Origin of the sequence: Kribbella sp. NBC_01505 (assembly GCF_045040285.1) — a bacterium.
Lineage (GTDB): Bacteria > Actinomycetota > Actinomycetes > Propionibacteriales > Kribbellaceae > Kribbella.
The window spans coordinates 6,215,137-6,229,344 of sequence record NZ_CP109425.1 but is presented as its reverse complement, the minus strand read 5'-3'; the positions used below and the strand labels follow the sequence as shown (position 1 = coordinate 6,229,344).

The window sequence follows — 14,208 nt, the reverse complement described above, 5'->3', positions numbered from 1 at the left end:
GGGACCGACGCAGAAACTCAGCCACTGCCACGAAGCGCCAGCCTCAGGGATAGAGGTTCCAGCCTCGAGAGTTGACCTGCGTTCTCAATCGCTCGGCGCGCTGATTCAATGCAGGTAACGCCGCTAGCTCGATGTCTCGCTCAGCTCGAACCCTTGCGATCTCATTCGCGAAGCGCTCGCTTTCGGTCTCACCTGCGCTGGCACGCTGTGCTTCGAGGCTGCGGATCTCGGCGGTGAGCTGTTCGACGCGGTCCTCTACGTCCCCGCGCTCATCTACAGCGTCAAGCCAGCTCATGAACTCCTCCGGCACCTCGGCTTCAGGGTTCTTGTGCCGTGTTCCTTTCACGGTTGGAGTCGACCCGATCCACCGGATGATTGGATACGCAATCCAGTCGGCCCGACTGCCGTGTTTCTCCGCTGAGCGTCCCGACCTGTAGCCAGCCGCGAAGGATGTCTTGATGACAGCCTCGACGTCATCACGGATCTCGCGCAGGTCTACCGTTCGAGCCTCCGATGACTCCGCGGCTTGAGGGCCTTCGCCGAGTGGTTCCGCGCCACTCTGTATCTCGGCCTCGATTCTCTCAACGAGCGCACCAGCTGAGGCTGCAATTGCTGAGGTTGCCTCAACCTCGCTGGGATCGAACTTGACCGTTCCTGCGGGTGTAGCTGCTTCCCTGAGCCGCTTGAACAGCTCGCTCAACCGTGCCCTGAACAAGACCATGGCGAACGCCACTACCCCCGGCCAGACGATGACTTTGGCCGACTCATTGACCTTGTCCCAAATCTCTACTCCGTGCATGTTCAAAGTCTGTCGCATCTGCGGATCATCCGACTGCGACGCCACAGCGTGCGCACAGCACGCGCCCTGCACCGAAAGGCGGCCCGCTGATGAAGACAGCTATCTGCCTGATCGCCGCCGTGGACCTCGCCGCTCGTCTGACCGGCGTGCGGCCCATCGAGCGGGTACCACGTGCCGTTTGCGTGGACGACGCGATGACCCTCCCTGCGGCGAAACCCGAATCCGTCGCGAACCTCGCGCCCGTACACGCTGTCGACCACAAGGACCTAGACCACCAAGCCGTACGGCTACGGCGGCTACCACCACGACGACTGCGACTGACGACAGCTGCGAGGAACTTTCAATAGGCCCACGCCGGCGCGCCAGAAGCAATCGACATCCCCTGGGGCGAGTGTCAGTCTGTTGCGCAGTAGCGCTTCTATCCGGCAAGCAGACGCCTCGGGTGCGCGGCTCCCGCTTATCTAGAGCAGCGAACTCCCTCGGCTGCGTAGCCAAGGGACGGCTTAGCCGCCGTCGGGGTGGGGCCGCCGATCCGGCGGTCCTCGCCGTCGAGGTCCCACCGGTCGATCTGCTCGTTGGGTTCGGCCAGCGAGTCAACCTCGAGGACCCGGACGACCCCGGTTGCGGAGAACCAGCCGATCTGCCCCTCGCCACCACCCATCAGGCAGTCTGCCGACGTCAACGGCGACGGATCCGATTAGGCAGTTGTTCGCGGGAACACCTCGATGGTTCGGTATCGGGCCCGGGTACAGGCGACGTAGATCTTGCGGTGCAGGTCTTCGGTCGACGAGAGGCCGGAGCCGAGAGCAGCGCGCTCGTTGTCGCGCAGACGGATCCCCACCCTGTCCCACTCTCCGCCCTTCGCCTGATGGGTTGTCAGCCCTGGGACCGGCCGGTCGGTGAGCGTCATCCGGTCCCGCAGTAGGGCCATCCTGCTGGTATGAGCGGAATGCGGCGGGCGAAGATGCCGAGCGGACACCACTCTGACGACCTCGACCAACTCGAGGTAGGCGTGCTTGACCGCCTGGGCCCCTGCGGACCGCAGAATGTCGACTACGCGCTGAAGGCCCGGCTCCAATTGCCGCAGAACATCGCGATCGTGAATGTTCAGCGCGGTCAGGGCATCAGTGACGTAGGTTGCGTCCAGGTCGAATATGTTACGGGTAACGTGGTTTAGGAGCAGGGTTGCGGCAGCCTCCTCGTAACCGCCCTTGAAGGCGTGAAACGCGAGTGGCAGTACACCGCTCACGGCCCAGAGCTCCTTCCACCACAGGGCGAGGACAACGTCCATTGGCTCGGGGTCGATCGGGAGAATGATCTCCCGACCTTCCCGCAAACGGGCTGCGAGATCGCGCTGCTCCTCGGACTGCCATCGAAATGACCGCGTCAGCGGCAGGGTCGGGATGCCTGCACGCGCGAGCAACTCGGGGACAATGTGCGGCCTGGCACCTCGGAAGAGATACAGGGCCTGCCACGGATCCCCGATGAGTGTGACCGCGACACCCGACTCCACAGCGGTCTCGATGATCTCGATATCGAGATCATTCGCGTCGAAGATCTCGTCGACGACGAGCGCCCGCATCGAGCTACCGAGCCGTTCGCGGGCACGCTCCTTGCAGGCGGGATCCTGCAGCGCCATTGCGAGGATGTCCCGGACATCCTGGTGGGTACAGATGCCTTGCAGCATCAACGGGACAATGTCGACTGCGGGCATACGGTTTGCCCAGTTTGGTGCGAAGCCCGCTCGGAGGTGGACGTGCCGGCCGTGGAGTTCAAGTGTGTAGACGGAGCGGGTGGACGTCGTTCCACCGCAGGCGGCCCAACTGTCGCGGACGTCAAGCCGGATGTCACCGTCGGGCCACAGGGCCTTCGTGTCGGGCCACTCAATGAGGCCCTGGCGAAGAAGGTCATGAAGGAGATCAGACATGATCGTGTCGAGTGTGACGATACGGTGCGGCCATGTCAGGGCGTCCGTTCCCCAGAGCCGTTGGACGCGTCGGCGAAGGTTGTAGGTAGCTGCGCGGGTAAAGCTGACGGCTACGACTGCCCGCTGGTCGTATCGATAGCCGTCAGCGAAGCGGTGGACGCCAAATCGTTGTGCGGATACGGTCGTCTTGCCAGTGCCCGGCCCGGCTTCTACAAAGACGCAGGTCAGCGAGTTCGCCGCGGCGTACCGCTGCTCTGTGGTGAGGGTGTCAATTGCGCCGGCGGCGGCAAGTGCGTCTGTCACTGCGCAGCCGGCTCCTCTTCCCCTTCGGGAGCAGTACTCAGCGCTGGTGTGGAGTAGAGGAACTCGAAGACTCGCGCGATCGGATCTGGAACATGCACGCTCCTACCCGCCCCGTCTCTCGCATCGCGAAGTAGACCTGCTACGGCCTCAGCGAACTCACCCTTGCGACGAGCACCCGGGCCCGCTGACACGGTGACACCGTCTGCCTTGTGCCGGCTGCGGAAGATGTCGCGGATCGCTTCGGGTGTCACCTGGTCGGGAATGTCGAGGCCGATGGCATCGAGCGCCTCCCCGATGAGCAACTCATTCCCGGCTGTGAGCTGCGGTTCGAGGGTCGGATGACAATGTTCGACGACCAGAACCGCCGGATCGTGAGCGGACGCCCAGGAGGGCTGAGCCGGAGCCTGGTCGAAGTCCAGGTCGCTGTCTCGGAGCACAGCGATCCGACTGCACAACTCGTGGTCGCGCGTAGCGAGAAGACGCACCGCCCATGGCCCGACCTTCGTCCCCATCGGGACAATACTCAACGCGTCAACGAACGCCTGTTTGTCCACATCCGCGCCGGCCCAGACCCATCCGAGCTCACGGAGAACAGCAGCTTCGGTCACGCCTTCGACCAGGAGGACCCGTTCGGCGAACAGCGACGCGGACCGGCTGGCATCCAGATGCAGGCGCGCTTTGCGAAGCACTTCGGCAGCATCTGTCAGGGGAATGTCGGAGATCGCTCGCGAGACTCGCTGCCCGCGGTGGTCACGGCGCACGATGACTAGCTCGGTCGGATCGCAGGAGCTGATGATGTCGCTCGCATGGCTGGACAAGATCACTTGGAGCTCAGGACGGAGACGGACCTGGCGGCGGAGGTAGCGGACTAGCGAGTGCTGGAGCTGCGGGTGTAGGTGTGCTTCCGGTTCCTCGATGAGAAGCGTGACGTGAAATGGGTCGTCGGGGAAGAAGGAATCTTCGGCGCTCTCGCTCTCGGCACGGGCCTGACGCAGCACTCGGTCGGCCTCGGCGATGTCCGTCATTTCCGGCTCGGCGGGCATCTGCTGGTCTGCCGGCGGTTGGCTCGGTTGTCCTTCTGCTGCTCCCGCCGCCTCGGCTGCTTCAGTGGCTGCTGCAATCTCGGTAGCGTCGGGGATCGCCGCCAAGGTGACTGCGATGTGCAACAGGTTCACGTACCCAAGCGCCACGACCTCGAGCGGCAAAGCCTGAGCCCGCCCTTCCACGCTGGCGAGCATGAGCTCGAGTACTCGGGCAAGGTAGCGATCGTCGACGACCTGACCACGAATGTACGGCCAGTTCCGGGAGACACCGGCCGACAAGGCACGCAACTGTTCGCTGACACGCTCCTCCAGGCCCACGAGGATATCGTCGGTCGCGAGCATCTCCAGCAACCCGGAGGCCCGGCCGCGCAGGTCGGACAGATCGCGACCGCGACCGCGATTCTGCTGCTGCGCTCGCAGGAGTTCGACCAAGACGCGTGTCTCCCGACGAGCCAGCTCGTCGAGCGGGTTGCGCCACGCCGGCAGGTGCACGAGAAGTGTTCTGGCTTCGATGTCGCTGGTGCTACCAAGAGCCTTGGTGGTGACAGTTCCGAGGCTGCGATGCAGGGTCCGAGCCCATTGCGCGGCGACGGTTCCGGGAGCTGAGCGTCCGCTTTGGGCCTGAAGCTGGCGACCCAGCGGACCCTCGGCGCCGGCATCCGCCTCGAAGCGGTACTCGACCTCGATGTCCCGATCACCGGCGCCGAGGGCAGCCGCAGAATGCCGTGGCAGGTAGGGGAACCGTCTACCATGACCGAGGTAGACAGCATCGCTGAGTGTCGTCTTACCTCCACCGTTGGCGCCACAGATGACCGCGAATCGCCCCGGCAGGTTGATCTCAAGTGGATGCTCCGCAGCTCCACGCAATCCGCGCACTCGCACACGGCTCAGGTACATGTAACGACCTTCTCCACTGGACGGCGCATTGAACGTACACGCTGCGCACACCTTTCGGGGTGCACCACGGGCGCTGGCGCAAACACACCACGACGGAACTCCTCAGGAACGATCTGATACGACAATCATCCTTCCAGCAAGTCAATGCGCGCAGTCAGGCGTCAGACGAAGGTCGCGCCTGACTGGTCCGGACGCGCCTTCGGTGCAGACACCTCTGCGAGAAACGCAGCACAGAGCTCAGCAACGGTCTGAACGGTCGGCAAATCCACCGCGCTGTGGAACGCACCGGGGTCTTCGGTATTCATCCCGAACAACGCGTCACCCGTTGCCACCGGAACAGCAACAAACGAACGCCACTTCTCGCCGGGGTTTCAGCCGGGCGGGTGTCGGCGCGTCCTTGCCGTCCTACCAAGCGCGCGACTCCCGCGCATCCATAGCAGAGAAGGTCTCCATACCGCGGCCGCCGCCGCTCCATACACCGTGCGCATCGGCGTCTGGTTGCCTCGGCCAGCGCGCTTGATGTACACCAGTCGGCGATTCGGCTTCTCACCCTCCACCAGATACAGGAACACCCGTGCGCCGGCATCCCACCCGCCATACAGATAGGACAGACCCGCAAGAGTGGCACTGGTCGTTTCACCAGCCAGTTCCTGCCTCCGCAGAGTTTCGCCCGGATCCAACAGGGCCAACTTTCCCAAAGGACCCCGACGATCGTGATCTGATCGATGCCGTGAATCTCATAGGCGTCGGTCAGATGGGGCCGAACTCGGTGATGCCGAGGCAATGGGTCGTGTCGCCGCCAAGGCGGGCGAGGAGGGCGAGCGCGTGCGGGTGACCGGTCTGGACGGTGATCATCGGGCCGGGGAGACCTTAGGGAACCACGCCGACGCGATGTCGCTGCCACGTCCTGTGCTGATCGAAAGACTACGTCTGGGCTCGTCGTGCAGGCGGCAGCGGCCTTCAATCATCCCTTCTCAACGGCGAGAACATCTGGTCCGAACGCTACGGCGCCTCGAAGGGAAAATACTGGTCGCTCAACCCGCGATCAGGATCCCGCTGACACCTCATCCAATGTCGCTCAGCCACGAAACCTTGCCGTTCGACCAGTAGCACGGCCCCTGCACGGTCGTGAAGATGTGCAACGCAGTTTCAACCCAACGCCAGGAATCGGTGACGGCAGGCTCATACCCTCATCCCCAGGCCTTGGCCGACTCCGAGGCGTAGAACCTCACTCGCAGAGGCCGGCCGCCGTTCTTCTTGCGCGCATGAACGAGCGCCTTCGCCTGAATCTCGACCTCATCTCGCGTGCGAGAGGGACCGCCGAAGAGGCCAACGTAGACGGTCCCGACCCTACTCACCTTACCGCTGAGAGCTTCGAGGATGTGGCCGTCGTTCGATGAGAGGGCCATGCCGTGAATAAACAGCGTACCGCTGAGCCGGCGGAGTCGATCAAGACAGTAGGTGAGGTATGCACTGCGAGCGATCCTGGCCTCCTTGTCCGACCGGCTTCCCTCAGTTACGACCAACGGGTAGAGGTCAGCAAGCAAGTTCGATCGGAGCTGCATGAGCAGTGGACCGTTGCTGAGTTTAAGCTTGTGCACCTTCCGGTTACTGACGTAGAGATGCACCGCCCGTGAAGGTAGAAGATCTCCTGACTCTTCGCCTCCTCCGGGCGCCGCCATGGGAGCGCCCCATCATGTCGTCCAAACCCATCTCGCATCACGACGCCTCCGGCGATGTGCTTCTGCATCGCTGCCCAGTCTCCCTGACAGTTGCCAACTTCAGGTCAGCGCGGCTGGGCTCACGAGTCGCCTTGCCGGTCCCGAATGAAACTTGGAGAACCTGATCGAATGGCCACCACGCGTACAGCCTCCTCCGGATCCACCACCTGAATCCCAACCTGCAACCGCAGAGCTTCGCGATTCTTGAGTACACATTGGTCGTCAGTCACGAACGCGTCGTGGCCGGCCATCCAATGCGCCGACAGATGGTGCACGTCATGAATCCGTCGGCCCGGATCCTTATGGCCGGTCGCCAGCCCCTTGGCCAGGAGGATCCTCTTGATCTTCTCGTCGATATCCCCCATCGCGCGAACTACAAGAACGTCCCGACCGCCGAGAGGGGAGAGGTTGAGCCGGAACGGACCGGGAACCTCTCCGATAGTTGGACGATCCTCAAGCCATGCGAGATTTGCAGCTCGCGCCTCAGCAGGCGCGGTCGTCTGGTCGTAGGAAAAGGCAGTCGTCAGCCACAGTTCGACGATGCCATCCTGAGCCAACTGGAGGAGTCGATCGATGCACTGACGGCGGTGTTCATCCTGTGCAGCGGCTATTACGCAGCTCGTGTCGAGAGTGAGCCGGACCATCGGTCCCATGGAATCCCGGTAGTGCCTGCAGTACAACAGTGCGAGCTGCACATCTGCCCCGAGCCAGACGCGATCGGGCACAACACGTCCCGTGGACAGCCATGACCGAGCCTCGCTGACCTTTGCGAGCACGGACCCATTGACAGGCGTTGCTGACAAACTCATTCGGGGCCTCGGCTGGCGCTCGAGCAGCGCAGTAGCGATTGGCGTGGAGGTGACTACCTCATCGCCGGCGACTGGCGCGTAGACGAGGCTGAGTTGATCTACGTCCAGCACAACGACGACATGGGCGAGCCCGCGGAAGCGGAATACGAGGCCTATCCAACGCTGGTCTACGTCGACCGAACGCACCGCGCAGACGACCTGAAACAGACACTGACCAGCCTGGGGATAGTCCTCGTGCAACGAGACAATTCGGATGGTCCACGCGATTTTGACACCACACCTGCCCTGTCCCCCTGATAGCTGCCAACCCGTCAGCGCGGCACGGGTCAAGAGTCGGCTTGCCGATCCCGTAGCGACGCCGTAGGCGCTCTTGATGCGTGTCGCGGTGGCCGTACGATTGAGCGGCCAGCGGGACGAGGCCAAACCGCCGGCCTTGCCGACATCGTCAGCGACTGCCCGTCCGGCGGAGTCAACGGTTGAGGATCGATGATCCCCAGATGGTGCGCGGGTGGAGGGCGTCAGCCGGAGCTCGTAAGCCCGAGCCGCGCTGCGCGCCGCTTGTGGCGCGCCTTGATTCTTAAGAGGTCAATCCGGCGGCCCAGGTGGCTGGCACGGTATCAGCCGACGGCCGACACTTGACGCGCGTCCGCCCGAGGAACGCTGACGGTCGACAGCACGGATCGCCGCAGATGAGTACCCTGCCAGCGCCAGGCTCTTTAGTGCGGTCGGATCGGCACTGTGAAGCCCAATTGCCAGCGGAGGCTTTCTTGATGCCGAGCCGCAAAGGGGTCATTGAGATCGTCGCTGCTCGGTGGCGCGTCAAGACTTGGTGTCGCGTCCGCCGTAACTAGCCGCTCTACCGGCGTGGCGACCATCATCGCGTTCATCAACGGTATTGCGGCCTGGAGAACGTGCTCGACGATGAGGTCGGGTGTTGCATGGAATCGTCCGGCGTCAAACTCGGCGAGCCCCCAGTTCTGGTCCCATCCCCGACGCATGAGGACTTCGACTAGAGCTTCGGTTTCGCTGGCCGGCAGCGACACGCCGGTTCCTCGCCGACGAGGCCCGGCGGCAAGGCCCAGAGCCTGCAGTGCAGGCCCGTGCACAGTGTTTCGGAGGATGCTGAGAACCTTGAGCAAGTCGGCGCCTTCGGTTCCCTCGGCTGCCAGGGCGCCCAGGTCAGGTGCAGCCACTGTAAGTTTCTTGAGCCAATCATCTCGCCGCCAACCAGCCTGCTTTTCAGCTCCGCTGGGAGATGTTGAACGGTGAGCGACCCTGGCCAACACGTCGAACGCTCCAACGAGGAGCACCAGGACGTGGTCCAAGTCCGTCAGAGCATCCTCCGCAACATCGTTATCCTGGCGGCTGCTCATATTCAGCATTAGCGAGTCTCGCTTCCGCAACGCTCTGGCCACTCGCTGGAAGAGCGACTGCGCGAGAAACGTCATGGGAGCGTGGGGGTCACCCGCGTCGCTTGCAGCGCAATACGAGAACCATCGCCATCCGGCCGGCAGCAGCGCTCTCGTGCCGACCCAAAAATAGAGCCCACGGTTTAACTGCATGAGAGGCCCAGTCTCTGGCGTAGCCCAGGCTACGAAGGTCGAACGCGTGCGTAGGAACAGTCCTACGACCGCCAGGGCCTCAGTTGGATCGCACACCGTCATCTGGCCCGGCATCCTCCATCCTCCTGACAGGAGGAAGGGGCGGTTGGTAGCCAGGACATCGGCGCCCGACTCGAAGGCCGCAGCCATAGCCACCGAGTCATCGTGCCGCCGTTTAGCTGCTTCGTCGGCGGTGTACTTCGAGTACGTCGTATCCTCACGAGCGATTTCGCCCCGACCTAGATCGCCCACGATCGCAGTCGTTGACACCTCGTCGCCATCGCAGTAGACGACGCGATGGCTTGTCAATCCGGGCTCAACTTCGGGTAGAGCCTGGATCCAGCCGACTGCCGCTTCACCGAAAGGGCTGCCGATCCGTTCGGCACTGGCCGGAGCGCCGCGTTGGTCATATTCCAGGGATTGCACAGTCTTGCTGGCGACCAGACCGCGGAGAAGGTCCACCTTGTGGCTGTCGTCAGGATCGTCATATTCACCGACTGCCAGGTCCACGACCACGCGCAGATCACGGCCCGAACCCGCAGCCTCAAATAGGGGTGAGGCCTCTCCGTAACGCTCGTTTGCTAGCAACCGTCTGACCACTCGGGCATTATCGCAGGCACATATGCACGCAGGCGGTCCTGCGGGTTGGCAAGGCGCTCAGCTGTCACTAGTCATCTAGTCTGATGGGATCAGCTGGATCAGGAACGTCAGGTGCAGACAGCCCTCGGCGGATGGCGCCCTCTAGCTCCGAACTTCGGCCCATCTTTAGGTGACGCACACACTCCAGTCACTCTGATGGCTCTGCCGTCGGGGGCTTGATCCGAACATCGAGGTATTGGCCGAGTCTGGCACCGGTGTTACACGACACTTCGAGTACGTGAAGGCCGAGGTCGTGCAGGGTGCCGGTCAAGTGAAACGCCAGAGGTAAACGATCGAACCCGTTGGGCTCTGTCACCTTGATTGTTCCGGAGATCTTCTTGCTGACGGTCGCTGTCTTGCTGGGTGTGATCAACTCGGCGATAACCTCGATTGGCATCTCCGTTCCAGGTTCGAGATCCGCCCAGACTACGTCTACCAAGACATGCAATGCGGCGCTGAAGGGGCCGGGCAACTCGCCCATGTCATAGGCACCCCAGCCCGCTCCGCTGAGATAGCTCAGGCCGTTGATCTCGACGTGGTTGGCGAGCACAGCCGATGGAATAGAGGTCGTGACTGCCTCTGCGATGGCCTTCGGCGGGGGCGAGTGAGCTTCGCGACCAGCTCCTGGCATGACAAGCCCGCCGAGTCGCATGTTTCCGCTCGCCTCGCCCGGCATGCCATCGACCCCACCACGGCCGGGCAAGCCGACCTCGACCTCGATGCTTTCGGGTAACTGGTCCGCCTCGAAGGTGTAGACATAGTGATTGCCGCCGGGGCCACCATCGCCGCCTCTCGCGCCTGGACCGATGGCTCCGCCGCCCGAGCCGCCTGCGCCTGGTGCAGTCGCAGCCTTGCCGCCCAGATCGATCACGGCGCCGCGGAAGTCCATGGACAGAACAACAGCCCGTTCCACCATGTCCTCGGAGATGTTCACCGGCTCAGTTGGCGCGTCCCGTAGCTGGACGGACTTCCACCCCTCAAGGACGTGAACGGGGTAGCGATCGACAAGCCTTGGCAGGTCGATCTCCTCTGCGTGCGGGAGACATAGAAGAATCAGGTTGTCGAACGCTCGGCGTTGCTCGTCATCCATCGCCTCGTCGTATCGCGGTCCTTGCTCAGATGCCGCGCGTATATGGGCAATGCGCGAGTTCAAGACCGGATCGTCGACGCCTTTGATCCACCTGAGCAGTGGCTCGCTGCACGTCGGGTAGGCACACGTAGTGGCAGTGCCATACAGCTGCTTTACGGTGCTTTCAGAGATCGCTAGCCGTGCCATGGAGTCATCTTGTTGGATATCTCCTTCGCCCACCAGCCAACGATGGACACGCCCCGAGGAACTAAGTCTCGACGCGCTGCCACCCTGCGGCCTCACGCCAGCAAAGTATGTCTGGCTGTCCAGCCACTCAGCAGAATGTGAGCCGAACGCATGTCGTTGGCTGTGGTTCCGTAGTGGGATTCCGGGCCACCGTCGAGGTACTCGAGACTGCCCTTGGGGCGTGTCGTGATGACTATACGATCGAGCGGCCGGGCACGGGGCCAACCGCCGACCTTACCTACATCACCAACGAGTAGCAGCTGGTGGAATGGACGGTTGAGGATCGGCGATCGCAGCGGAAGCCGTAAGCCCCAGCCTCGCTGCGCGCCGCAAAGCGGCGCGCCTTGATACCTAAGAGGTCAATTCAGCAGTCCAGGCGGCTTGAGACGTGTCCACAACCGGGCGAACGTTCTAGGCTGCGTCCGCGGAACATCGAGAATGAGGTGAAGGGTGCCGGGGCGGACTACAGCGGAGCGGGATACCGAGATAGTGCGCTTGTACGGGGAGGGCGTGCCCGGGACTGAGCTGGCGGAGCAGTACGGCGTGACTCGGCAACGGATCGACCAGATCCTGAAGGCCCGAGGCGCGATAGGTGCTGCCGAGGCGAGAGGAGTGCGATCGGAACGACGGACGCAGGAGTTCGACGCCTCGGTCAAGGACTTCATCGGACGATACGGCGACGACTTGCGCTCCCTCGCGTCAGCCGGAGCAACGCGCGTTGAGGTCGAGAGCAAGTTCGCCTATCTACTGCCGACGGTGCCCGCGGATGTGGTGCGAGAGGCTGTCAAGTCGTCGGGCACGCTCTTCAACGTCAACCGTGAGGAGTACAACTTCGGCCAATCCGTAATCGAGGCTGGCATCTGGCATGTGCTTGCCCGAGCAAAGGGACTTCAAGGCGACTTGTCGACCGCGCTGAGCGAGATTTCGCTGGAGGAGATGGCCGAGATTGCACAAGCGCTCGCAGCGCTCGGGGTCACGACCGAACATACTCGTGAGGTTTTCCTCTCGATCGCTGGCGCACGGCATCAACTGACCGTGGATCCGGATCTGACCATCTCCAAGAAGCAGTACGACGAGCAGCGAGGAGCTGCGATCGAGCACCTGGGGCTGACGGGCGGACAAGGGTCGCTTGCATGGCCGCCGACATCGCAAACTGTCATGAAGCGCTTGGGCAGTGGCTACTGGACAGATGCCTTGGCCTCAGTCGGCATCACCGCGTCCATCAAGGGCCGAAGTAGGGGGCTCCTCCTCTTCGAGGAGGCGGACTACCACAGCGCGATCATGGACTTCCTAGGCCACTGTTTAGCAACGGGTAGTCCTGAATCGTTCGATGCCTTCGAGGTCTGGGTTGCCCACGAAGACCGACTCGGTCGGCAGCGTCCCTCAGGTCCGGCGGTCCGGCTTTACTACCAATCGTGGATCAACGCAAAACGAACCGTCCTTACAGGTTCCTCAGCGCAGATCCTCCGCCTGCCCGCGACGGTTGCTGCTTCGGCCGCCCGCACTGCCCTGCATGATGCGAGCAGCTCCCAGCGTGCAGAGCTCGAGAGGCTGCCCAAGCTCCCTGCTCGGGATCGAGCTGCCGCGTTGGTGGCCTTCGTGAAGGACTTCATGGGCGTCTTCGAAGCTCGCCGTCGCACGTGGTTTCGAGCAATTGTCAGGAGTGATTCCGACGCCGTAACGCGGAGGCTCGCTGCCCAGGGACTGAAGCCAGCTCAGCGGATACATCTTGAAGCAGTGCCCCCGGATATCGATGCCGTCCTGACCGACATGTTTCTCGATCGACTTCTCGGCAGCGCCTCGGGGATACGCAACACTGATTCATGGTTAGCAGATGAGGCTCAGGACGAGCTTGACTCGATTCGCGACGTGGATCTGGCGGCAGCTCGGGTCATGCGCGAACTTCGAAACTACTTCACTCACGATTCAGCCGAGGCGCAAGGCCGGCTCACAGAGACAATGCGAGAACTCGCTGAGTTCGACGATCGGTTCCGGACTGACCGTCCGATGACACGTCGCTTCGTCTGCCAGTGGCTTCTGAATGACGATGCAACGCGGCTCGCGGTCTTGTCAGGTTCGATTCTCGCGGCCTGGCGCGCGATGCTCGCTGCGGAGGCGGTCGCGGGTGGATAACTCCTACAGGTCGAGCAGGGTAGGTCTTCCCAGTTGTGACCGGCCACCCAACCGACCTCCACGGACTCGCGCGCTAAATCACCTGCCATCGAAAGCGCCGACGATGAGCAGGTTGCGGGCGCGCTCGGACCGCCGGCCAGCCTGGAATGGAACATGCCAGCTCGAATGCGCCTATCAACCTGATCTGGACATCGTCGTAGCGACGTCGTAGACAAGCGGCTCGATCAGCCTGCCCTAGTCGCCGCGGTCGTACCAGGCGGTGAGTTCGACAGTGTGGCCTGCTGGGAGCCGCCGCGCTCAACCGTTGGCCATCATCTCCCAGGTCGTGCATTGGTCCCGATGGGGGGCGATCCATGCGACCGCCCTGGCCCTGGGCGTCTCAGCTTCGTGTGGTCGCGTTGGGAATCTCATCGGGCGGCGTCACAACCTCTCCGACCGGCATGAATCACGGCTATCGCGATGGCGGTGCAAAGTGAGCACCGGACCGAGGCGCGACTCGGAACCACCGACGCTGGGCGCGAAGACAATGCTGGAGCGAGAGACGACTCGGCGGCAGGTCAGCACGGGAGCCTCGTGCCGACAGTTGCCTACTGGACGATCTACTTCCGGTCACAGCAGCCGCTGATCACTCGTGCGCCGTGACATCGCGGACACTCCGAACGTCGGACACCCTCGGACATTAGCCGACCAGTTCCCCGAGGTCAGAGGCACATCGATGCGGTAAATGGCACCAAAACGTTGATCCGCGATCACCGGTCTTCCCTGTCGCCTACCAAAGCGCTACGGTGATGCACGTGCCGTTAGACTGTGCATCTGCACGTGCATATGGTGGTCCGTGAGGTGGCGGCCCTGTGCGCCGAGGCGTCAGGAGGAATGCGTTGTCCCGAAGGAGTCTCAGAGCGCTCCATCTACTAATACACGCGCACTTCTCTGCAGGAAGCAGACGCGTTCTAGCGTGGGGCTCAGTTGCGTCGTCGCTTCTCCAGCTTGTCGTAGCGCCGTTCGCCCAGGGCGCCAGCCC

General features: G+C 62.9%; 9 protein-coding genes. 1 reads left to right on the top strand and 8 read right to left on the bottom strand.

Translation table 11 applies throughout. From position 1 onward, the window contains the following. Nucleotides 1-43: 43 nt before the first annotated feature. The 8 genes from OG474_RS29350 to OG474_RS29315 all read right to left on the bottom strand — a co-directional run bounded on the left by OG474_RS29350 (nucleotide 44) and on the right by OG474_RS29315 (nucleotide 10,829). Nucleotides 44-799 carry a hypothetical protein gene (locus OG474_RS29350; RefSeq protein WP_405056830.1) on the bottom strand — a complete coding sequence of 252 codons (756 nt, stop codon included), beginning with the start codon at nucleotides 797-799 and terminating at the stop codon, nucleotides 44-46. Nucleotides 800-1,256: 457 nt separating this feature from the next. Beyond that, a complete protein-coding gene (locus OG474_RS29345; protein WP_405056829.1) occupies nucleotides 1,257-1,481 on the bottom strand; it encodes a hypothetical protein in 225 nt (74 codons plus the stop codon). A 15-nt stretch (nucleotides 1,482-1,496) separates the two neighbouring features. Further along, a complete protein-coding gene (locus OG474_RS29340) occupies nucleotides 1,497-3,029 on the bottom strand; it encodes a UvrD-helicase domain-containing protein (RefSeq protein WP_405056828.1) in 1,533 nt (510 codons plus the stop codon). After that, complete coding sequence (locus OG474_RS29335; protein ID WP_405056827.1) at nucleotides 3,026-4,414, bottom strand: ATP-dependent nuclease; 1,389 nt, start codon at nucleotides 4,412-4,414, stop codon at nucleotides 3,026-3,028. The genes OG474_RS29340 and OG474_RS29335 overlap by 4 nt, the downstream gene beginning before the upstream one ends. A 1,745-nt stretch (nucleotides 4,415-6,159) precedes the next feature. Next, on the bottom strand, nucleotides 6,160-6,597 hold the full coding sequence (locus OG474_RS29330) for a DUF4917 family protein (RefSeq protein ID WP_405056826.1): 438 nt from the start codon (nucleotides 6,595-6,597) through the stop codon (nucleotides 6,160-6,162). Nucleotides 6,598-6,770: 173 nt separating this feature from the next. After that, on the bottom strand, nucleotides 6,771-7,739 hold the full coding sequence (locus OG474_RS29325; protein WP_405056825.1) for a hypothetical protein: 969 nt from the start codon (nucleotides 7,737-7,739) through the stop codon (nucleotides 6,771-6,773). Nucleotides 7,740-8,215: 476 nt separating this feature from the next. Continuing rightward, entirely contained in the window at nucleotides 8,216-9,700 is a 1,485-nt protein-coding gene (locus OG474_RS29320; RefSeq protein WP_405056824.1) for a hypothetical protein, read from the bottom strand. Between the two features lie 187 nt (nucleotides 9,701-9,887). Next, nucleotides 9,888-10,829 (bottom strand): hypothetical protein, encoded by a 942-nt coding sequence (locus OG474_RS29315; RefSeq protein ID WP_405056823.1) that lies wholly within the window; start codon nucleotides 10,827-10,829, stop codon nucleotides 9,888-9,890. Nucleotides 10,830-11,564: 735 nt separating this feature from the next. Here OG474_RS29315 and OG474_RS29310 point away from each other — a divergent pair. Further along, the gene (locus tag OG474_RS29310) at nucleotides 11,565-13,187 is read left to right on the top strand and encodes a hypothetical protein (RefSeq protein WP_405056822.1); all 1,623 of its coding nucleotides are present in this window, start codon (nucleotides 11,565-11,567) and stop codon (nucleotides 13,185-13,187) included. Nucleotides 13,188-14,208 lie beyond the last annotated feature (1,021 nt).